Here is a 19,487-nt window from a genome sequence, read left to right on the forward strand (position 1 = left end):
CGGGGAGAGGTGGCAGATGGGGCGTCCGTCGACGGAGCGGCACACGGCGGGAGAGGAACGGATTCCCGGAACCGAGCCACCGCCGGCGGCTCAGGCGCCCGCCCCGACCCCGCCGGCCGCCCCGATTCCGCCGGCCACCCCAGCCCTGCCGGTCACTCCAGCCCCGCCCGCCGCTCCAGCCCCGTCGGCCGCCGATCCCGGGCCCGCGGAACTGCTGCGCACCGCCGCCATCGCCCGCCGCTTCTACCTCGACGGCGTCTCCAAGGTGGAGATCGCCAAGGAGTACGGCCTCAGCCGCTTCAAGGTGGCCCGCATCCTGGAGGCGGCGGTGGACAGCGGCATCGTGCGGATCGAGATCCGGCTGCCCGCGCGCATCGACGCGGAGCGCTCCGAGGCCCTGCGCCGCGCCTACGGGCTGCGGCACGCCGTCGTCGTGGACCCGCGCGAGTCCGCCCCCGCCGGTCCGCACGAGGCCGCCGGCACCGCCGACGCCGCCGACGGGTCCGGCGGCCCGGTCCGCCGCGCCATCGGCACCGCCGGCGCCGCGCTGCTCACCGAGGTGGTGGAGGCCGACGACGTGCTCGGCCTGGCCAGCGGGCAGACGGTCAACGCGGTCTTCGCCGCGCTGACCAGGCTGCCGCGCTGCACCGTGGTGCAGCTGACCGGCACCACCGCCGGAGTCACCCTGGCCGACGGCCCGGTGGAGGCCGTCCGGCACGCCGCCCGCCTCACCGGCGGCCTCGCCGTCGCCATCTACGCCCCGCTGATCCTCTCCGACGCGGCCACCACGGCCGCGCTGCGCGCCCAGCCCGGCATCGCCGAGGCGTTCTCCCACTTCCCCTCGGTGACCAAGGCGGTGGTGTCGATCGGCGCCTGGAGCCGGGGCAACTCCAGCGTCCACGACAGCCTCGCCCCGCGGGAGCAGGCGCAGCTGGCCGAACGGGGGGTGGTCGGCGAGGTGTGCGGGCACGTGCTGGACGCCACCGGCCGGCCGGTCGTCTCCCACCTGCCCGAACGCACGCTCAGCGTCTCGCTGGAGCGGCTGCGCGCCGTGCCGGAGGTGATCGCGGTGGCCGGCGGCGCGGCCAAGGGCCAGGCCATCACGGCGGCCCTGCGGTCCGGGGTGATCAGCGGGCTGGTCACCGACGCCGCCGCCGCGGACGTCGCGCTGCGGGCCGCCGCGTCCGCCGACTGAGCGGGCCGGCCATACCACTCGATCAAGCCAGCACCGGCAGACATCGAGCCATTCCGCAGGCGACACCCCGTCAACCCGCCGACACGGCACGGCCGCCGGTCGCGCCACCGGGCGCCGCCGGGCCCCCGTGGCGCGCCCGCGACACCCCCGTCACCAGGACATACAGCCGTGCCGCGGCGCGGGGGCGCGCGGCCGTGCCGCCCGATCGGATGGTCAGCCGACATCCTGCGGCGGGGCCACCCGTGGGAGTGGTCCCTCGTTGGGCGGAGTACAGCCGCCGAGACCTGGGCTACGCTCCCGTGACATGGTGAAGTCCACCACGGACGGCCGGTCCTCCGCGGCCCCGGTCCGCCCCGACGATCCGCCCGGCACCCTGCGTCACGCGCTCGGCCACCTGCTGGGCGACCATCCGTCAGGGGCCGTGTGGCTCCCGGCGGAGGAGGACCTTGCCCGTGACGCCGCCGCCGCGCCGGCCGTGCGGGACGCCGTGGCCGTCGCCCACTGGGCGCTGCGCGAGCGCCCGGTGCCGCGGGGGGAGCGGCTGCCGGAGTCCGTCGTGGCCCGGGCGGCCGAGGACTTGGCGCTCACCCGCTCGGGCGTGCACCGCGCCTGGCAGGACGCCTTCGAACTCGGCGTGCTGGCCAGGCGGCGCGGCGGGGTGGTGGCCGGCCCCTCCTTCGCCTGCTGGCCCTGGCAGCCGGCCTCCGTGCCGGTCTCCCGCACCGGCTCCAGCTGCCCGCCCACCGCTCGCCTCAGCTCCTGGCTGGCGCTCTACCGCAAAGCCGTGACGGCCCCCCACCCGCTGCTCGCCGAGTCCGTCCACGACCTCGACGACCTCGACGCCCCGGCGGAGCCGTTCGACCGCCACGACCGCGGCTCCTGCGACCCCGAGGGGGATCCCGCCCCCCACGGCGACCACGACCTGCCCGACCACCACGGCCCCCGCGGGGTCACCACGGTCGGCATCGGCGCCGGACCGGCCGGGCGGCGCCCGGGCGGCGGGGCCCCGGCCGTGGGCAGCGGCCTGCTGCAGGCGGTGCTGCACATGCTCTACCGCTCCGCCGACTCCGACAGCGACACCCCGCGGCACGTGCCGCTGGTCGACGTGCTGCGCTACCTGCTCTCCCCGCCCGGGCGCGGCGAGGAACGGCGCGAGTTCCGCCGCGACTCCCGCCGCGAGGAACGCCACCCCGGCGCCGCCGGGTCCGGCCCGCACGGCGGCTCCGGCACGCCCGGGTACGCCGACTCCGCGCTGCGGGCCCAGGCCGAGGTGATGATCCCGGCCGTCACCGGGCTGCACGACGTCGGCGCCGTCACCACCCGCACCAGCGTGCGCTCCCCGACGGACGTCGCCCTCGCCCTCACGCCGCTGGGGCGCTGGGCCGTCCGCAGCACCCTGCTCTCCATGGGCATCCCGGCCCCGCGCCTCGGGGACCTCGCCGACGCCCCCGCGCACACCCTGCTGCGCCAGGCGGTGCACTACACCGAGCACGCCGCCCGCGAGGAGCTCGGGCGCTGGCTGCGGCGGCGCGGGGCCCGTCGCGCCGCCGAGGAGATCATCCACGCGATGACCCGGCTGTCCGCCCGGGAGGCCGTGGAACGGGGCTTCGCCTTCGGCCTGCTGCGGGACATCGGCGCCCCGGCGGACCCGGTGGTGCGGGCCGGACTGCCCCGCACCGGGCTGCTCGGCGCCTACCTCGCCCTGTGGAACAGCTGCACGGCCCCCGCCGGCGGGGTGCTGACCGAGCAGCAGCTCGGCCTGCTCCGGCTGGACGAGTTCGCGGCGGTGATCCAGATCGGCTCCGAGGACCTGCTCACCCACGCCATGTCCGGCATACGCCAGGTGCCGGCGGTCAACGAGCTGATCGACGACGCCGTGCGCAGCGGCCACCCGCTGGCCGTCGAGGTGCTGGAGACGGTGGCCCGCTGCCACCCCGACCCGCTCTCCGCCCGCGCGGCCCGCAAGGAGGCGTACCGGCTGCGCACCCGCGGCTACCAGCAGGGGGCGCAGTCCCTCGGCTGAACGCCACGGTCGGCCGGGGCACGGGCGACGCGCCGAGGGCCGGTCCGCGGGGGAGTCCCGCGGACCGGCCCTCGGTGGGTCCGGGTGGTCGACCGGAGGCGATCCGGGTCGACCGGTGGTGGCGTGCGCGTCAGCCGCCGTGGCGCTCCCGGAGCTTGCGGGCGACCCGGTCCATCACCTGCTCGACGTGGGTGAGGATCCGGTCCCAGCGGGCGTCACCGGTGGAGGGGCGGATGCGGGCCACCTGGGGGTCGTGGTCGCTCGCCTGGTCGGCGAACTCGGCGTTGATGTGCACCACGTCGTACTCGGCGCTCACCACCCCGGGGCTGACCAGGACCTGGTCCAGGGTCTGCGAGTTGCCCTGGTAGACGTAGCTGTACCGCTCCTGCTCCGGCAGCGTGTCCATCAGGTTCTCCATGCCGCCGTCCGCGGTGATCGTCCGCACGGCGGGCGAGAACGGGTAGTCGTTGAAGTCGCCGGCGGCGACCACGTTGGCCAGCGGGTCCGCCTGGCGCAGCTGGGCGACGAAGTCCGCCACCAGCTCGGCCTGCGCCACCCGCTGCTCCTCGGAGGAGCGCAGCGGCGGCTGGGTGTGGGCGTACAGCGGCTGGTCCCCGCCCTTGGAGTTGAAGTGGACCGCGATCACGAAGACCGTCCGGCCGCGGAAGGTGAACTCGCCGACCAGCGGCTTGCGGCTGTTCGACCAGGCGTCCTCGGTGGGGGCGATCCGCCCGGGCGAGACGGACAGCCGGGTGTCGCCCCCGGTGCCCTGCACGGCGACGGCGGTGGTGGCGTCGCCGCCGGGGCGGTCGGTGAAGGACACCCGCTCCGGGTTGAACAGGAAGGCCACCCGGATGTTGCCGCCGGGCTCGCCACCGTCCGCGTTGTTCTCCGGGCTGATCTGCCGCCACTCGTAGGACGGTCCGCCGGCCGCTTCGATGGCGGTGACCAGGCGCTCCAGGGTGAGGTCGGCGCCGGTCGTGCCGGAGTTCGTGGCGCCGTCGTCGTCCTGGATCTCCTCCAGGGCCAGGATGTCCGGCGCGGCGAGGTTGTCCACGATCGCCGCGGCGTGCCGGTCGAACGCCTCCTGCGCCTCGTCGCCGCCGAGGTTCTCCACGTTGTAGGAGGCCACCGCCAGCTCGGTGAGCTCCTGCTCCCGGGTGGTCTCGCGGACCAGGCCGCCGTCGGTGGGGGCGCCGAGGGTGGTGGCGGCGACGAAGTAGCCGCCGTAGTTGTCGTAGTCCAGCGGGCCGGCGGTCACGCCGGTCAGGGCGTCGCCGACGTTCAGCACCGGGGTGCTGCGGCCGCCGTCCACCGACTCCACGCGCATCCGTCCGGGGTTGGGGTCGTCGTAGGAGGCGTAGAGGGTGCCGCCGCGCGCCGTGGGGTTGGTCTCCGGCTCGACGGTGACCCACACCTCGCCGTACTCGCTGGTCGGGCCGACCACCGGGGCGTCCACCAGCTGGACCAGCGAGCCCTCCAGGGACTCGTAGAGGTCGAGGGCGTAGGTGGACGGCTCCAGCGGGAGCGTCTCCAGGTTGACGGTGGAGCCGGCCTCCGCCGGCGCGGGGGCGTAGGCGTCGGGGACGCTGGCGGCGTCCAGGGTGACCGGCGCGGGCAGCGGGTTGCCGGAGGAGAGCACCGTCCAGCGGGGGCTGGTGAGCTCGGTCATCGACTGGGTGCCGGAGCCCCGGCCGCCCGGGTAGTACTCCGAGACCGTGCCGGTGACCAGCACGGAGTCGCCGACGGCGACGGTCGGGGTGGTGGAGCCGGTGTAGACGAAGACGCCCTCGCTGGTCGCGGGGTCCGCGTCGGGGGCCGGGTCCTGGATCCAGAAGCCGGCGGGCGAGGCGGTGCGGACGCCGGTGACCACGCCCGGTATTCGCTCGACCACGCTACCCGCGTAGAGCGACAGCCTGCCGGAGCCCTGCACGTCGGATATGCGCAGCTCGCCGGGGACCGGCTCCTCGGGCTCCTCGGGTTCCTCGCCGGTGCCCTGGCCCGCCGAGTTCACCGGAGTCGGCGCGCCGGCGGTGAAGTCGGCGGCGTTGTCGTCGGTGTCGGTGAGGGTGGCGGCGCGCGCGGCGGAGGTGGTGTTGTCCAGCCGGGGCGCCGCGTTGCCCTCGCGCACCGTCGCGGTGCCGTAGCCGACCAGGTCGTGGACGGCCGGGTCGGCGGCGCAGTCGGCGAGGGTGAGGCAGGTGAGCGGGGTGGTGCCGGTCACCAGCGCCACGGTGCCGGAGGCGGCGGCCATGGTGATGGCGCCGTCGTCGTCCGGGGTGGGCAGCTCCGTGGTGCCGCCGGCGCCGCGGGCCTCCGCGACCAGGTGCCGGGCGCCCGGCTGCACGCTGCCGTCCAGCGGGGTGACCTGCCACCGGCTGGAGGCGCTGGGGGAGCCGGGGAGGTACTGCACGCTCCAGCCGGTCAGGTCGGTGGCCGTGCTGCCCCGGTTGCCCAGTTCGATGAAGTCGCGGGTGAGGGTCGCGCCGGAGTTGCCTCCGCCGCCGTAGACCTCGGAGATGACCACGTCGGGCGAGGGGGCGGCGTTGGCCGTGGTGGCGGCCGGGCCGGCGGCGGCCAGTCCGGTCGCGGGGAGGGTGAGCAGGACGGCGTAACTGAGGGGCCGTCGGCGCCGGAACACCGGGATGCCTCCAGGGGCGGTGAGGAGGGAAGGGGACACTGCTTCGAGCGTGGTCATGTTCCCGGCACGGCGTGAACGGCGCGGTACGGGGGAAAGGCGCGGGAGTAAACCGGTGGGGCGTCAGCGCTGCCACGGTGCGCCGGTCTGTGGTGGTTTGATGGGGGGCGGGGTGTGTGTCGTGTTTGGGGGATGTTCACCGGTTGGTGGGCGTTTCATCACGGGGAGCCGCGACCAGCACCGCGCCTCCTGGTGGTGAAGGGGGTTCGTGGTTGTCCACAGGGTGGCGTTTTCCTCTTGTGTTCACTGCGGCCCGTGCGCTACCCCTGGTGAACAAGGGGGGTTCGGAGATATCCACAGGGTGAGCAGGCCCCCTTGCGCATCCCACGGCCGGTCGGCTGGCCGCTCTGGAGGGCAAGGGGCCGGGCGCGCTACAGGATCCTGAGGGACTACCGCCGCGCCGGCCGCACCCTCGCGGTCACCGCGTCAGGCATCGCTCATCTGCACAATCGCACTGACCGGCTGACCCGCCAACCAGTGCTCGGCAAGCCTGCACCGGAGTCACGACCCGTCACTCAGGATCCACCCGGATTTCCACGGTGATCGTCTTCTGCACCATCACCGTGGGTGCGGCCGCGTGCCGACGGTAGGTCAGAACTCAAGTTGGCAGACGATCAGCTCCTCGATGGGCCATGGTCCGCTGTGCCGGCGTGCTCGGGGAAATCGGTGCGGCGGACTCCTCCGGCGCCGTTCACCTGGCGTTGGCCGGGGCAGGGCCGTGCCATCCGTCCGGATCGCTGGTGGGGATGGCGGTGGCGGTGCGGTCAGGATGCGCCTGCTTTGAAGGCGAGGATGCTCTGTGCGGTCGCGAGTACGGCCTGCTTTGGCGGGCGCGGCGCCCATCCGAGCATGCGCTGCGCCTTGGCGCTCGTTGCGTCGCGTGGGGTGCCGAGCATCGACAGGCTCAGGCGGACGTTGTCGTCGAACGCGGCGGCGATTCGCACGATCCAGTCGGGGATGGTCCTGGTGGGGACCTTGCGCGCGGCATCCCCGAGCCCGTCCCGCAGCGTCCGCGCCATCTCGGAGAGGGTCATCAGCCCGGCAGTTGCGACGAAGCGTTCGCCTGCGGCGGTGGGGTGCGTCATCGCGCGCACGTGGAGATCGGCGACGTCGCGGGCGTCGACGATCCCGACCGTGGCCCGCGGCAGCACGGGGATGCCTCCGTCGAGCAGGAGCGCGATCGACCCCACGGAGGTGCCGTAGTCGCTACTGAGTACCGGCCCGAGTATGCCGGTCGGATTCACGACCGCCAGTTCGAGGCCCTCACGCCCCGCGAAGTCCCACGCGGCGCGCTCGGCGAGCGTCTTGGACTTGGCGTACGCGGTCACGCCGCGGCCGGTGAGGTCGGTCCAGATCGTCTCGTCGTAGGGCGTGGTCGTCGGCGCGTGCCCGTAGTCGATCGCTGCCACCGACGAGGTCAACACGACCCGCTTGACGCCGCCGCGCCGTGCAGCGCGCAGCACGCGCAACGCGCCATCGCGTGCCGGCACGATCAGGTCGCTCTCGTCAGCGGGCGGTGTGGCGGGGAAGGGCGAGGCGACATGCAGTACGTAATCGCAGCCGGCGACAGCGGCGTCCCATCCATCGTCCGCGGTGAGATCCGCCTGCACCGCCTCGACGTCGGTTGCGGCCGTGCCGCCGCCCGCGGCGACCATCGAACGGGCGCGGTCGGCGCCGCGCTCGGAGCGCACGGTGGTGCGCACCTGGAAGCCGTCCTCCAGCAGGCGCAGGATGCAGTGCGCGGCGAGGAAGCCACTGCCGCCCGTGACGAGCACTCGGGAGTTCGTCATGACCGGGTCCTCTTCTCGTCCGTGCCGGTGTCGGAGGACTGGCCGCCCATCCCGATCGCTCCCCACACCGCGGTGAAGCCCGCGCGGCAGCGGCTGTCGAACTCCTCGGGCTCGCGCGACATGGCCTCCATGGTGGTGGCCGCCAGGGCGCCCACCGTGGCCACGAGGAAGTCGAAGGGCTGGTCGGCGAAGGGCCCACCGGCCTGTGCTTCCGCGAAGAGCGAGTCCACGCCCTGCATCGCGGCGGTACCGTCACGACGGGTCTGGCCGGTCAGCTCATGGGAGGCCTCGATCAGCAGCAGCGCGCGCTGCTTGTCGGGGTCGGCTGCCCCCCATCGGGTCCACCGCCGCCAGCCCTCCCAGGCACGTTCCCGCAAGGGGCCGTCAGCAATGGGTGGCTCGACCACCGCGGCGGCGAGGTCCCGCTTCAGGTGGAGGTACAGCCCGTTGAGCAGCGCCGTCTTCGTCGGAAAGTAGTTGAACAACGAGCCGACCGAGAGTCCTGCCTCGGCCGCGATCGACGCGGTCGGCGCCGCCAGCCCGTCGCGCGCGATCGCCCGTGTCGCAGCCTCCAGCACCGCCGCGCGGCGCTGGTCGCTCAATGTCCGTGGCATCGACAGCTCCTATAAACGACTGATCACTCAGTCATGTATAGCACCCTCAGCGGCGAGCTGGTACCCAAGGGGCCTGGGGACAGCGCGACATGACGACCCCTGATGTCGGATGCCCAATGCCAAGCGGAGTGCCCGCGGCGGCCCGGATGCCGTCCACTCCTCTGCGGCCGGTTAGGGTTCCGCGCATGGACAAGGGTGTGCTGCGGGTCACGGGCCGGATCCTCGTCGGCCCGGACGAGGTCCGCGACGAGATGTGGGTGATCGGTGGCCGGGTCAGCTTCGAGCGCCCCACCACCGTCCCGGCCGGCGCAGTGGAGCACGTCTCCGGCTGGGTGCTCCCGGGGCTGGTCGACGCGCACTGCCACGTCGGCCTGGAGGCGCGCGGCGGCGTCGACCAGGCCACCACGGAGGGGCACGCGCTGACCGAGCGCGAGGCCGGAGTCCTGCTGCTGCGCGACGCCGGCTCCCCGGTGGACACCCGCTGGATCGACGACCGCGAGGACCTGCCGCGCATCGTCCGGGCCGGCCGGCACATCGCCCGCACCAGGCGCTACCTGCGCGGCTTCGCGCACGAGATCGAGCCGGAGGAGCTCACCGACTACGTGGTGCGGGAGGCGCGCCGCGGCGACGGCTGGGTCAAACTGGTCGGCGACTGGATAGACCGCGAGGTCGGCGACCTCAGCCTGTGCTGGCCGCCGGAGACGGTGCGCGAGGCCATCGCCGCGGCGCACCGGGAGGGCGCCCGGGTCACCGCGCACTGCTTCGCCGAGGAGTCGCTGCGCCCGCTGGTGGAGGCCGGGATCGACTGCATCGAGCACGCGACCGGGCTCACCGAGGACACCGTCGCCCTGTTCGCCGAGCGTCAGGTGGCGATCGTGCCGACGCTGGTGAACATCGACAACTTCCCGAAGTTCGCGGCGCAGGGCGAGGCGAAGTTCCCGGCCTACGCGCGGCACATGCGGGCCCTGTGGGAGCGCCGCTACGCGACGGTCGGGGCGGCGCACGAGGCCGGTGTGCCGATCTACGTGGGCACGGACGCCGGCGGCCAGCTGCCGCACGGCCTGGTGGCGCGGGAGGTCGCGGAGCTGGTGCGGGCGGGGCTCAGCCCGCTGGAGGCGATCTCGGCGACGACCTGGGCGGCCCGGGAGTGGCTGGGGCGGCCCGGGCTGGTCGAGGGCGCCCCGGCCGACTTCGTGGTCTACGCCGGGGACCCCCGCGAGGACGTCACGGAGCTGGCGGCCCCCCGCCAGATCGTGCTGCGCGGCGTGCGGCGGTAGCGGCCGGGTGACGCCGGGGCGGGCGACGCCGGGCCGGCGGGATGGTGACGCCCGCGGAGTTCGGCGGGCCGGCGGGCCGGCGGGCGGCGGCCACCGCCGGCCCGGCCGCCGGTCAGGCTCCCGCGGGAGCGGCCGTCGCGGCGGGGAGCTCGTCGAGGTTGCCGGCCTTGGCCTCGGCGACCAGGGAGCCGAACTGGTCGAGGCTCATCCGGATCGCCGAGCCGAAGTCGTCGGTGATGACCACCCGCTGGTCCTCGGGGGCGGAGTGGTCGACGAACAGCTGGGGGCAGCCGCAGCTGCACTTTCCGCAGAAGGTGGCGACCGGCTGGAGCGGGTCGGTGCTGGCCATGGTGGACCTCCCGGTCGGGGGTCGGCGGGATCCCCAGGCTAGCCGCGCCGCCAGGCGAAGACACCGTGGTAACCGGCCACAGACGGCGGCCACGGACACCGTGCGCCGGACGCACCGCCAGGCCGGACGCCGGGCACGGTGTTGACCGTGTCGTCGGCCGCCCGGAGACTTGCCGATGGTCCGTCAGACCCCCGGGAGGAGCTCCATGCGGGAAGAGAAGACCGCACGACGCACCGGCACGCGTCCCGCCGGGGGCCGGCACGCCCGGCGCCCGCGCCGCGCGGCGGCGTTCTGGGTCGCCGCCCTGCTGCCCGTCGCGGCGCTGCTCGCCCCGCCGGCGGCCACGGCGGCCACGGCCGCCCGGAGCCAGCCGCAGGCCGCCGATATCCAGGCCCAGGCGGTGGCCAACTCGGCCGTCTTCAACCACCCCGACGGCACCACGGCGCAGCAGAACGCGATCCGGGACCACGTGGCGAACCTGGTGAACGGCACACCGGCCGGGGCCCGGATCGACGTGTCGATGTTCAGCTTCACCGACGACACGGTGGCCGACGCCCTGGTCGCCGCCTCCGCCCGTGGCGTGAACGTCCACGTCATCGTGGACGAGTCGACCGTGGACCTCTCGGCGGACGCCGACGGCGACGGCGCCCCCGACCAGGGCGGCGAGTACCACACGCTGGCCGCCGGGCTGGGCGAGAACCTCTCCGCCCGCTCCTGGATCCTGGCCTGTCCGGACGACCGCGGCTGCGTCGGGCACCGCACGGTGGGCGCCTCCACCGCGATCAACCACAACAAGTTCTTCCTGTTCTCCGAGACCGGCGGCACCGCGGACGTGGTCGTGCAGACCTCCGCCAACATGACCAGCACCCAGCGCACCGACCTGTTCAACAACGCCGTCACCATCGTCGACCCGGGCCTGTACGACATCTACCGGGACTACTTCGACGACCTGCTCGCCCACGGCACCAGCCCCACCGGCCTGACGCACTACTACCGCACCCCGACCAGCGCCACCGACGGCTCCTACAAGGCGTACTTCTTCCCCCGCCGGGAAACCAGCGGCACCGCCTACAACGGCGACCCGGACACCGACACCATCGTCTCCATCCTGGAGAACGTGGACTGCCCCGGCGGCACCGAGGTGCGGATGGCGGCCAACCTCTTCACCCGAACCCAGGTCGCCGAGGAACTGGTCCGGCTGGTCGGGGCAGGCTGCCGGGTGCTGCTCGCCCACGACGACAGCGGCGACGGCACCGCGATGAGCGCGCGCGTCGAGGAGATCCTGTACGGCCGGCTCACCCAGCGGGTCCAGTGCAACGAGGGGCCCCGGGGCATCGGGCTGCACTCGAAGTACATCACCGTCACCGGTGGCTACTACGGGCTGACCAACCAGCGGCTGGTCTTCACCGGGAGCCACAACTACACCTATCCCGCCCTCCGGGCCCACGACGAGACGCTGCTGAAGATCGACGACCCCGCCCTGCACACCGCCTTCCGGAGCAACCACCAGACCCTGATGGAGTACTGCGCCGGCAGTTGATGGACTGCTGCGCCGGCAGCTGACGGGCCGGTGCTCCCCTGGGGGCCGCACGGGCGGGAACCGGGCCGGGCCGACGGACCGTCCCATGGCATGCACATTCCTACGGAGGCCGCATGCTGACCGACAACCTGCTCCAGATCGCCCTCGGCCTGCTGGCCAGCGCGCTCAGCGCCGGCTTCGGCTGGGCGGCGCGGCAGGCCGTCGCCCGCCGCGCCCGCCGCCGGATGCAGGACTTCTTCGGCCTGCGGCCGGACACCGAGGCACTGCTGGTGGTGCCGCGGCACATGTCCGGCCGTGAGAACAGCGTCCACCGGGACGACGTGCTGGCGCTGACCGCCCTGGCCGTGCTGGCCCGGGAGTGCGGTGGCCGCGTCGTGCTCCAGGCGCACGACGCGGTCCGCCGCGGTCTCGGCGACAAGACCGAGTTCTGCGTGGGTGGGCCGGTCGCCAACGCCCGTTCCGCCGCCCACCTGCGGTGGCGGCTGCCCGGGCTGCGGGTGGAGGAGGAGCCCGACCGTCCCACCGCGCCGGGCGTCTTCCGGATCGGGGAGCGCACCTACCGGCGCGGGCCCGACGCGGCGTACGTGGTGCTGGCCCGGCTGGCCTCCCCGGACGACGGCACGGGCGCGCCGGGCCACCCGGTGTTCCTGGTCTGCGGGCAGACCGCCGTCACCAACCAGGCCGGCGCCCAGTACCTGGCCCGCCACCACCGGGAGCTCGCCCGGTCGGTCCGCCGCGGCCGGGGACGCGGGGACGCGGACCTCTGCCTGCTGCTGCGGGTCGTGGACACCGCCTCCTACGGCCCGGACGTCGTCGAGCTGGTCGCGGACGTGACCCGGGAGGCGCTGGCGCCGGTGGCCGCCCCCGCCGGAGCCACGCCGGATGAGGCCACCGTCCCCCCACGGGACGCGGCACTCCCGGCCGGAGCCCAGACGGGGGACGAGGGGCTGCGGGACGAGGAGCCGGGGAACCAGGAGCCGGGGCACGAGGAGGGGGACGCCGCGGGCGCCGTCACCGGCCGGTGAGGCCGCCGGGCGCGGCCGGGTCGGCAGGGGCCCGGGGCGCGGCTATATCGCGGACGTCGTCCGCCACAGCTCGTACAGCGCGGCGTCGCCCTCGACCGTGATCTCTCCCGGGGCGGGGCGGTTCCACAGCGTGAGGTACAGCTCCTCGGCGGTGCCGCTGAGGGTGCACTCCGCCGCGGCCGGGTCGCCCGTCCGCTCGGTGCGCGGGTGTTCCGCGGTCAGGCGCACGTACCAGTCGCCGTGCCCGGCCGGGGCGTCGGTGGCGTGGATCCGCAGCAGTCGCGGGCGCTGGCTGCGCACCTGGCTGCGGTCCAGGTTGTGCATGCCGGCCAGCAGCTCGTCGACGCCGTCCAGTGCGACGGCGGGTGGCACCGGGGTCAGGCCGCCGCCGGCCGCCGCCTCCGCGTCCACCCGGTGGATCGCGGTCTCGTGCAGCTGCCGCCTGACCCAGAAGGCGTGTCCGGACGGGGCGGGGTAGAAGTGCCAGCAGTCGGCCTCCGGGTCGGCGGTGGCCAGGGTGTCGAGCAGGTTGGCGTGGCCCGCGCGGAACCAGCCCACCCAGTCGGCGTCGTCCGGCAGCGGACCGCGCAGCTTCTCCGTCTCGGCGGGGTTGGGGCGGTCGCCGAAGCGTTCGCGGACGATGGCGGCGGCCCAGCGGTGGACCGTGCCGATGTGCTGCACCAGATCACGCACCTGCCACTCGGGGCACGGGGGCACGGGCGCCGCCAGGTCGGCGCGGGCGACCGCCGCCGCGAGCAGTTCTCCCTCGCGGCGCAGCCCTTCCAGGTACTCGGATGTCTTCATGATCCTCAGTCTGGCGGTCGCGGGCGCGTCCGACGACGGCTTTTCCGCCGGCCGCGTCCTACCGCTGGAAGCGCCGCAGCTCGCCGGGCAGTCGGGAGCCGAGCGGGGACATGCCCTCCGCGGCGCCCAGCCGCTCCAGCGTGTCCAGCACGAGCCGGCCGCGCCGGACCCGCTCCCTGCCGGACTCCACCGCGACCGTCCGCAGGTGGCCGCCGACCGGGTAGATGCCGGGGGCGTTGCGCAGGCCGAACTTGAGGTAGACCGGGGCGCCGGTGCGCACGATCTCCGCCGCCTCGTACATCCGGACGAACCCGCCCAGGTCGTCCGGGGCCTCGATGTACATGTCCAGTGGCGCCCGGCTCATCCGGCGGATCTCCGCCAGGTGTTGCACCGTCAGGTCGCTGGGCACGTTGACGGAGTCCGCGCCCAGGTGCTCCCAGACGGAGACCGAGGCCGGGTTGACCGGGCCGACCAGCGCGGAGACCTTGAACGTGGTGTCCTCGGGCAGCGCCCCGGTGGCGCGCATGGCGTGCAGCGTCCACAGCACGCCCTCGTCCGCCACCAGCAGGCAGCGCACCCCGAGGACGGTGGCGCGCTCGGCCTCCTCCACGCACTGGGCGAGCTGGTCGTAGCCGTGGGCGCGCGCGCCGGCGCCGCCGGAGGCGGTCAGCGTGGAGGCGTTCGGGGACCACGTCCCGCGCGGGCCGAGGAACAGGCACAGTTCGATGTCCCGCTCGGCGCAGGCCTTGACCATGTCGGTGATCTCGTCGTCGGTCAGCATCCACACGCCGCTGCCCTGGCTGATGCGGTGCAGCGGGACCCGGAGGCGCTCGCTCTCCGCCAGCACGGCCTCCAGCACCGCCGGCCCCTCGCAGGAGGGCAGCTCGGTGCGCCAGGTGCCACCATCGGGAAAGGCGTACGGGGAGTCGTCGGCCGCACGCCGGGGCTCGGGGAGGCCCAGTCGCGCCAACGCGTCCTGACCGGGCAGGCGGGGAGGAGTCACGGGGTCTCCTGCTCTGTTCGATATCACGAACAATGTTCGGAATGACGACAAGAACGTATGCTTGCCGCGACGGAGGGTCAAGGCGGGGCCCCTGGCCACTTGGGGCCTCAGCGCCCCATCCGCCGCGACCGCACCACCCGCACCACCCGAGCAGCGCCCCGAGCGGGCGGCCGGTGAGCAGCACAGTGGAACTGGAGGAGCGCGACAGTGGGACGCATCGTGCCGGCGGTGAGCCGGGCCCTGGACATCCTCGAACTATTCCTGACCGACGACTCCGCCACACTGGGCGCGCCCGACATCGCCCGCCGGCTGGAACTGCCCCGCACCACCGTTCACGAGCTGGTGCACACCCTGCTGGCCCGCGGCTACCTGGCCCCGGCCGCCGGTGAGTCCGGACGCCTCCAGCTCGGTCCGCGCCTGCACCAGCTCGGCGGCCGCTACGCCGAACGCCTCGACCTCGCCGCCGAGGCCCGCCGCTCCGCGCGCTGGGCCGCCGAGCAGTGCGGGGAGACCGTCCACGTCGCCCTGCTGGAGGGTGCCGAGGTGGTCTACATCGCGAAGGTGGACAGCACCCACGCGGTGCGGATGGCCTCGGCCGTCGGGCGGCGGCTGCCCGCGCACTGCACCGGCGTCGGCAAGGCGCTGCTGGCCGCCCTGGACGAGGCCGAGCTGGCCGCGCTCTACCCGGACGGCCGGCCGCTCAGCGCGATGACGTCGCACACCGTCACCGAGCCGGCCCGGCTGCGCGCCGAGCTGGCCGAGGTGCGCAAGACCGGCGTGGCGACGGAGTACTGCGAGTCCAACCCCGACGTCGCCTGCGTGGCGGCCCAGGTGCGCGACGCCGAGGGACAGGTGACCGCGGCGCTCAGCATCTCCGTGCCGGTGCTGCGCTGGAGCGACGCCCGGGCCGCCGAGCTCGCCGAGATCGCCGCCGCCGGCGCCGGCGACATGTCCGCCCGCCTCGGGTGGGGCGGCGGGCAGCTGCACTGACGGCCGGGAGCCCCACCGGCGGCGGGGTGGGGGTGACCCGCCTTGCCCCTGGTGAGGAGGTTCCGGCAGAGTGACGCCATGTCGAATCGGGACCGTGGTGGGGAAGCGCTGGACGAGATGTCCAAGGGCATCATCGAGCAGCTCCAGCAGGACGGGCGGCGGCCCTACGCGGCGATCGGCAAGGCGGTGGGGCTCTCCGAGGCGGCCGTCCGGCAGCGCGTGCAGAAGCTCCTCGACCAGGGCGTCATGCAGATCGTGGCGGTCACCGACCCCCTCCAGGTGGGGTTCCACCGCCAGGCGATGATCGGCATCCGGGTGGAGGGCGACATCGAGCCGGTCGCCGACGCCCTGGCGGCGATGGAGGAGGTCGACTACGTGGTCGTCACCGCCGGCACCTTCGACCTGCTCGCCGAGATCGTCTGCGAGGACGACCAGCACCTCCTCGACGTGATCAACAAGCGCGTCCGGGCGCTGCCGGCGGTGCGCTCCACGGAGACGTTCGTCTACCTCAAGCTGCGCAAGCAGACCTACACCTGGGGCACCCGCTGAGCGGATGCCCCAGGTGGGCGGGTGACCGGCCGGGGACGGCCGGCCGTCCGGGCGCGCGGGTCAGCCGAAGTTCTGCGTCCACCACGGGCCGCCGGAGCCGTACTCGACGCCGACCCCCAGCAGGGTGAGGTCGCAGTTGAGGATGTTGGCGCGGTGGCCGGAGCTGTTCATCCACGCCTCCATGACCGCCTCGGGGGTGTCCTGCCCGCGCGCGATGTTCTCCGCGCGCAGGTAGTCGATGCCGCGCTCCTCGGCACGGTCCCACGGCGTGCGGCCGTCCGGGTCGGTGTGGTCGAAGTAGCCCCGGGCCTCCATGTCCGCGCTGTGCGCCCCGGCGAGCTCGGCCAGCGCCGCGTCGGCGGCCACCGGGCCGCAGCCCGCCGCCGCCCGCTCCTCGTTCACCAGTTCCAGCACCCGGGCCTCGGCCTGGGTGGCCGCGTCCGCGCCGGACGTGGTGCCGGTGCTGGGTGTGGTGGCGGTGCTGGGAGCCGTGGGCGTGGGGGAGGGCGAGGTCGGTGCGGAGGGCGTGGCCGTGGGGGAGGTGGTCGCCGTGGCGCCGGACGAACCGGGCCCGGTGCTCGCGGCGCCCCCGCTGCCCGCGGTGCCGTCCGGGTCGGCCGAGGCGGATTCGACGGGCGCGCGGTCCTGCGCCGGGGCGGTCGTGGACTCCGACTCCTCCGGCGTCGCCGACGGTTCGGCCGTGCCGGTCTCGTCCGTCGACGGAGTCTCCGCCTGGGCGGTCTCCTGGGGCTGCGGGGTCTCCTCCGCCTGCGCGGCCTCGGTGGTCTGCGCTTCGGTGGTCTGCGCCGCCCCGGTGGTCTGCGCCGCCTCGGTCGGTGACGCCGCGCTCTCCGGGGTCTCTATTCCGGCCGACGAGCCGGCCGAGGGGGTCCGCCCCCCGGGGTTCGCGGCGGCCGTGCTCCGCGGCCGGTCACCGGAGGGACGGGCCCACTCGGGGACCTCCGGGGAACGCCGCGACCGGTCGGCCCTCGGCGAGTCCCCGGCGTCGGCCGTGGTCCGCGCGCCCGCCTCGGCCGCGGCGGCTGCGCGGCGGGCGGACTGGTCGTGCCGGTCGTCGCCGGCGACGGCCAGGGCGTCGGGGGCGCCCGGCGTGCCGGGCAGGATGCCGGCGGCGACGCTCGCCGTGCCGGCCGTCAGCACCACCCCGGAGACCGCCCAGACGGCTATTCGGGCCCGCCGTCGGGCCTGCCGTCTGCGGCGGCGCTCCACCCGGGTCAGGTGCGCCTCGCCACCGTCGGACGGTGCGGGGCCCTGGGACGAGGTCGGGGATCGGTGGCCGCTCGTATGTCGGGACATGGCGTCAGTACCTCCAAGCCCTCAGCCGGCCGACGCGTCGGACGCTGCGACGCATGTGACGCATGAGACACGTGAGGCTGAGGAGCATCACTCGTTCGGGTGATGCGGGGAACTGTAGACCATGTCGAAAGGGTGGCAAGCCCCCTGGAACGACGGCCGCGACGGCCCCGCGGGGCCGTCGCGGCGTCAGCCTTCCGCCCTGGTCAGCCCATCGACTCCAGGGTGCGTCCCTTGGTCTCGCGCAGAAATTTCACCGCGAAGAAGATCGAGACGGCCGCGAAGACGGCGTAGATGCTGTAGGCGCCGGCGAGGCTCCACTGCGACAGCGCGGGGAAGGTCACCGTGATCAGCCAGTTGGCGATCCACTGCGCGGCCGTGGCCACCGACATGGCCGCCGCCCGGATGCGGTTGGGGAAGATCTCCCCGAGCAGCACCCAGACGACCACGCCCCAGGAGAAGGCGAAGCAGAACACGAACACGTGCGCCGCGACCAGCGCCACGCCGCCCGCCACCGGCGGCAGGGACACCGCGTCACCGCTGCCCTCGGCCTGGCCGAAGGCCCAGGCGGCCGTCGCCAGGGCGACCGTCATGCCGACCGAGCCGGCCACTGCCAGCGGCTTGCGGCCGATCCGGTCCACCAGGCTGATCGCCACGATGGTGCCCACGATGTTGATCACCGAGGTGGAGATGGAGATCAGCAGCGAGTCGGTCTCCTCGATGCCCACCGACTGCCACAGCACCGAGGAGTAGTAGAAGATCACGTTGATGCCGACGAACTGCTGGAGCGCGGAGAGCGCGATCCCGACCCACACGATCGGCAGCAGCCCGAAGCGGCCGCGCAGGTCGGACAGGCGCGGCTTGGTCTCCCGGTGCAGCGAGGCGCGGATCTTGACCAGGCGGTCCTCCACGTCGCCGCCCTCCACCTCCGCGATCACCCGGCGCGCCCGGTCGTCCCGGCCGGCGGCCACCAGCCAGCGCGGCGACTCCGGGATCAGCGAGGCCATCACCAGGTAGGCGAGGGCGGGCAGCGCCTCGATGCCGAGCATCCACTGCCACGCCCGCAGCGGCCCGAGCTGGTCGCCGCTGCCGCCGCCCGCCGCCTGGGCGATCGCGTAGTTGACCAGCTGCGAGGCGAAGATCCCCAGCACGATGGCGAACTGCTGGAAGGAGGCCAACCGCCCCCGGTAGGCGGGCGGCGAGACCTCGGCGATGTAGGTGGGGCCGATCACCGAGGCGATGCCGATCGCGATGCCGCCCACCACGCGCCAGAAGGCCAGGTCCCAGATGGCGAACGGCAGGGCGGAGCCGATGCCGCTGACCGCGAAGAGCACCGCGGCGATCTGCATGACCCGGATGCGCCCCAGCCGGTCGGCCAGCGTGCCGGCCACCGAGGCCCCCACGGCGGAGCCGAGCAGCGCGGCGGAGACCACCGCCCCGGTCTCGCCCGCCCCCACGCCGAAGTGCGACTGGATGCCGGTGACCGCGCCGTTGATGACGGCGCTGTCGTAACCGAACAGGAAGCCGGCGAGCGCGGCGGAGGCCGCGATGAAGACCACGTGGCCGATGTGCTCGCGGGCCTCCGTCGAGGTGGGAGGCGGGGGAGAGGGAACGGGCTCGCTCACGGGGGCTCCTCACGACAGCGCCGTTGCTGTGATCGACTTCGCCCGCGCTTCTGCCCGGTCAGGGGCGTCCGACACCTCCGACGCCCTCGGTCGGGCGGCCCTCCTCCTGGGCGATCGTCGTGGCGACCCGGACCATCGCCTCCAGGACCTCGCCGAGCTTGCGCAGCGTCGAGGTGTCCAACCGTGAGAAGAGCACCCGCATCCGCTCGCGGCTGGCGTCCATCAGCCGGTCCATCAGCGCGCCCCCCTCCTCGGACAGCGCGATCCGGCGCACCCGCCGGTCGTGCTCGTCGGGCCGCCGGAGGACCAGGCCCTTGGCCTGGAGGCGGTCCACCAGCCCGGTCACCGTGTTGGCCCCGACGCCGAGCCGGGTGGCCAGGGTGTGCGCCGACAGCGGGCCGTCCAGTTGCAGGTGGTGCAGCACGAGCAACTGCTGAACGGTCAGGTGCATGGCAGCCAAGAGAGCCGACTGGTCCTTGTGGTGGAGCCGGGTCAGCCGCGCCTGCAGCTCCTCCAGTCGATCGAGGAGCTGCTCCCGCTCGTCCGTTCCGTGCACGTGCTCGTCGCCTTCCGATCCCGCTCGTGGGGCCGTGGTGTGAACCCCGGGTTGCGCCTCGGGCAACTACTTCGCCCGATGCGAATTGTTCATCTCATGTGAAGTATATTGGCCGACAGGGGACCGCGAGCGCGG

At 74.2% G+C, this 19,487-nt stretch carries 16 protein-coding genes; 7 read left to right on the top strand and 9 right to left on the bottom strand.

Annotation, left to right across the window (positions count from 1 at the left end):
• The first annotated feature begins 16 nt into the window (after window positions 1-16).
• Entirely contained in the window at window positions 17-1,195 is a 1,179-nt protein-coding gene (locus tag FHU37_RS21330) for a sugar-binding transcriptional regulator (protein WP_179815729.1), read from the top strand.
• A 304-nt stretch (window positions 1,196-1,499) separates the two neighbouring features.
• Complete coding sequence (locus FHU37_RS21335) at window positions 1,500-3,218, top strand: hypothetical protein (protein WP_179815730.1); 1,719 nt, start codon at window positions 1,500-1,502, stop codon at window positions 3,216-3,218.
• 130 nt (window positions 3,219-3,348) lie between these two features.
• Here the strand turns inward: FHU37_RS21335 and FHU37_RS21340 are convergent, their stop codons facing one another.
• From FHU37_RS21340 to FHU37_RS21350, 3 genes are all read right to left on the bottom strand, one after another.
• Complete coding sequence (locus FHU37_RS21340) at window positions 3,349-5,898, bottom strand: DUF8508 domain-containing protein (protein WP_376773992.1); 2,550 nt, start codon at window positions 5,896-5,898, stop codon at window positions 3,349-3,351.
• Window positions 5,899-6,680: 782 nt separating this feature from the next.
• A complete protein-coding gene (locus FHU37_RS21345) occupies window positions 6,681-7,706 on the bottom strand; it encodes an SDR family oxidoreductase (RefSeq protein ID WP_179815732.1) in 1,026 nt (341 codons plus the stop codon).
• Window positions 7,703-8,320, bottom strand: coding sequence for a TetR/AcrR family transcriptional regulator (locus tag FHU37_RS21350; protein ID WP_179815733.1), 618 nt, complete (start codon window positions 8,318-8,320; stop codon window positions 7,703-7,705). Before FHU37_RS21350 ends, FHU37_RS21345 begins: the two co-directional genes overlap by 4 nt.
• A gap of 185 nt (window positions 8,321-8,505) precedes the next feature.
• On the opposite strand from FHU37_RS21350, the gene FHU37_RS21355 reads away from it, so the two are divergent.
• Window positions 8,506-9,597: an amidohydrolase family protein gene (locus tag FHU37_RS21355; protein ID WP_179815734.1), complete on the top strand. Its 1,092-nt coding sequence runs from the start codon at window positions 8,506-8,508 to the stop codon at window positions 9,595-9,597.
• Window positions 9,598-9,709: 112 nt separating this feature from the next.
• Here FHU37_RS21355 and FHU37_RS21360 read toward each other — a convergent pair whose 3' ends face one another.
• Window positions 9,710-9,946, bottom strand: coding sequence for a hypothetical protein (locus tag FHU37_RS21360; RefSeq protein WP_179815735.1), 237 nt, complete (start codon window positions 9,944-9,946; stop codon window positions 9,710-9,712).
• A gap of 205 nt (window positions 9,947-10,151) precedes the next feature.
• On the opposite strand from FHU37_RS21360, the gene FHU37_RS21365 reads away from it, so the two are divergent.
• Both FHU37_RS21365 and FHU37_RS21370 read left to right on the top strand, forming a co-directional pair.
• A complete protein-coding gene (locus FHU37_RS21365; RefSeq protein ID WP_179815736.1) occupies window positions 10,152-11,486 on the top strand; it encodes a phospholipase D-like domain-containing protein in 1,335 nt (444 codons plus the stop codon).
• Window positions 11,487-11,599: 113 nt separating this feature from the next.
• The gene (locus FHU37_RS21370; protein ID WP_312892704.1) at window positions 11,600-12,511 is read left to right on the top strand and encodes a hypothetical protein; all 912 of its coding nucleotides are present in this window, start codon (window positions 11,600-11,602) and stop codon (window positions 12,509-12,511) included.
• A gap of 42 nt (window positions 12,512-12,553) precedes the next feature.
• On the opposite strand, the gene FHU37_RS21375 is transcribed toward FHU37_RS21370, so the two are convergent.
• Window positions 12,554-13,315 carry a maleylpyruvate isomerase family mycothiol-dependent enzyme gene (locus tag FHU37_RS21375; protein ID WP_179815737.1) on the bottom strand — a complete coding sequence of 254 codons (762 nt, stop codon included), beginning with the start codon at window positions 13,313-13,315 and terminating at the stop codon, window positions 12,554-12,556.
• Between the two features lie 58 nt (window positions 13,316-13,373).
• A complete protein-coding gene (locus FHU37_RS21380) occupies window positions 13,374-14,318 on the bottom strand; it encodes a hypothetical protein (protein WP_179815738.1) in 945 nt (314 codons plus the stop codon).
• Window positions 14,319-14,525: 207 nt separating this feature from the next.
• Here FHU37_RS21380 and FHU37_RS21385 point away from each other — a divergent pair, with 207 nt between their 5' ends.
• Both FHU37_RS21385 and FHU37_RS21390 read left to right on the top strand, forming a co-directional pair.
• Window positions 14,526-15,308 (top strand): IclR family transcriptional regulator, encoded by a 783-nt coding sequence (locus FHU37_RS21385; protein WP_179815739.1) that lies wholly within the window; start codon window positions 14,526-14,528, stop codon window positions 15,306-15,308.
• Between the two features lie 78 nt (window positions 15,309-15,386).
• Window positions 15,387-15,857 carry an Lrp/AsnC family transcriptional regulator gene (locus FHU37_RS21390; RefSeq protein ID WP_179815740.1) on the top strand — a complete coding sequence of 157 codons (471 nt, stop codon included), beginning with the start codon at window positions 15,387-15,389 and terminating at the stop codon, window positions 15,855-15,857.
• 60 nt (window positions 15,858-15,917) lie between these two features.
• Here the strand turns inward: FHU37_RS21390 and FHU37_RS21395 are convergent, their stop codons facing one another.
• From FHU37_RS21395 to FHU37_RS21405, 3 genes are all read right to left on the bottom strand, one after another.
• Window positions 15,918-17,174 (bottom strand): CAP domain-containing protein, encoded by a 1,257-nt coding sequence (locus FHU37_RS21395; RefSeq protein ID WP_179815741.1) that lies wholly within the window; start codon window positions 17,172-17,174, stop codon window positions 15,918-15,920.
• A gap of 203 nt (window positions 17,175-17,377) precedes the next feature.
• Window positions 17,378-18,796: a sugar porter family MFS transporter gene (locus tag FHU37_RS21400; RefSeq protein WP_179815742.1), complete on the bottom strand. Its 1,419-nt coding sequence runs from the start codon at window positions 18,794-18,796 to the stop codon at window positions 17,378-17,380.
• Window positions 18,797-18,854: 58 nt separating this feature from the next.
• Window positions 18,855-19,352 carry a MarR family winged helix-turn-helix transcriptional regulator gene (locus tag FHU37_RS21405; protein WP_179815743.1) on the bottom strand — a complete coding sequence of 166 codons (498 nt, stop codon included), beginning with the start codon at window positions 19,350-19,352 and terminating at the stop codon, window positions 18,855-18,857.
• Between the last annotated feature and the right edge of the window lie 135 nt (window positions 19,353-19,487).

Source organism: Allostreptomyces psammosilenae (genome assembly GCF_013407765.1).
Classification (GTDB): Bacteria; Actinomycetota; Actinomycetes; order Streptomycetales; family Streptomycetaceae; genus Allostreptomyces; species Allostreptomyces psammosilenae.

What these genes read in the sequence shown, in the direction of transcription:
- FHU37_RS21330 (WP_179815729.1), top strand. Translation starts at nt 17, where the DNA reads ATGGGGCGTCCGTCGACGGAGCGGCACACGGCGGGAGAGGAACGGATT.
- FHU37_RS21335 (WP_179815730.1), top strand. Translation starts at nt 1,500, where the DNA reads ATGGTGAAGTCCACCACGGACGGCCGGTCCTCCGCGGCCCCGGTCCGC.
- FHU37_RS21345 (WP_179815732.1), bottom strand. Translation starts at nt 7,706, where the DNA reads ATGACGAACTCCCGAGTGCTCGTCACGGGCGGCAGTGGCTTCCTCGCC.
- FHU37_RS21350 (WP_179815733.1), bottom strand. Translation starts at nt 8,320, where the DNA reads ATGCCACGGACATTGAGCGACCAGCGCCGCGCGGCGGTGCTGGAGGCT.
- FHU37_RS21355 (WP_179815734.1), top strand. Translation starts at nt 8,506, where the DNA reads ATGGACAAGGGTGTGCTGCGGGTCACGGGCCGGATCCTCGTCGGCCCG.
- FHU37_RS21360 (WP_179815735.1), bottom strand. Translation starts at nt 9,946, where the DNA reads ATGGCCAGCACCGACCCGCTCCAGCCGGTCGCCACCTTCTGCGGAAAG.
- FHU37_RS21365 (WP_179815736.1), top strand. Translation starts at nt 10,152, where the DNA reads ATGCGGGAAGAGAAGACCGCACGACGCACCGGCACGCGTCCCGCCGGG.
- FHU37_RS21370 (WP_312892704.1), top strand. Translation starts at nt 11,600, where the DNA reads ATGCTGACCGACAACCTGCTCCAGATCGCCCTCGGCCTGCTGGCCAGC.
- FHU37_RS21375 (WP_179815737.1), bottom strand. Translation starts at nt 13,315, where the DNA reads ATGAAGACATCCGAGTACCTGGAAGGGCTGCGCCGCGAGGGAGAACTG.
- FHU37_RS21390 (WP_179815740.1), top strand. Translation starts at nt 15,387, where the DNA reads ATGTCGAATCGGGACCGTGGTGGGGAAGCGCTGGACGAGATGTCCAAG.
- FHU37_RS21395 (WP_179815741.1), bottom strand. Translation starts at nt 17,174, where the DNA reads ATGTCCCGACATACGAGCGGCCACCGATCCCCGACCTCGTCCCAGGGC.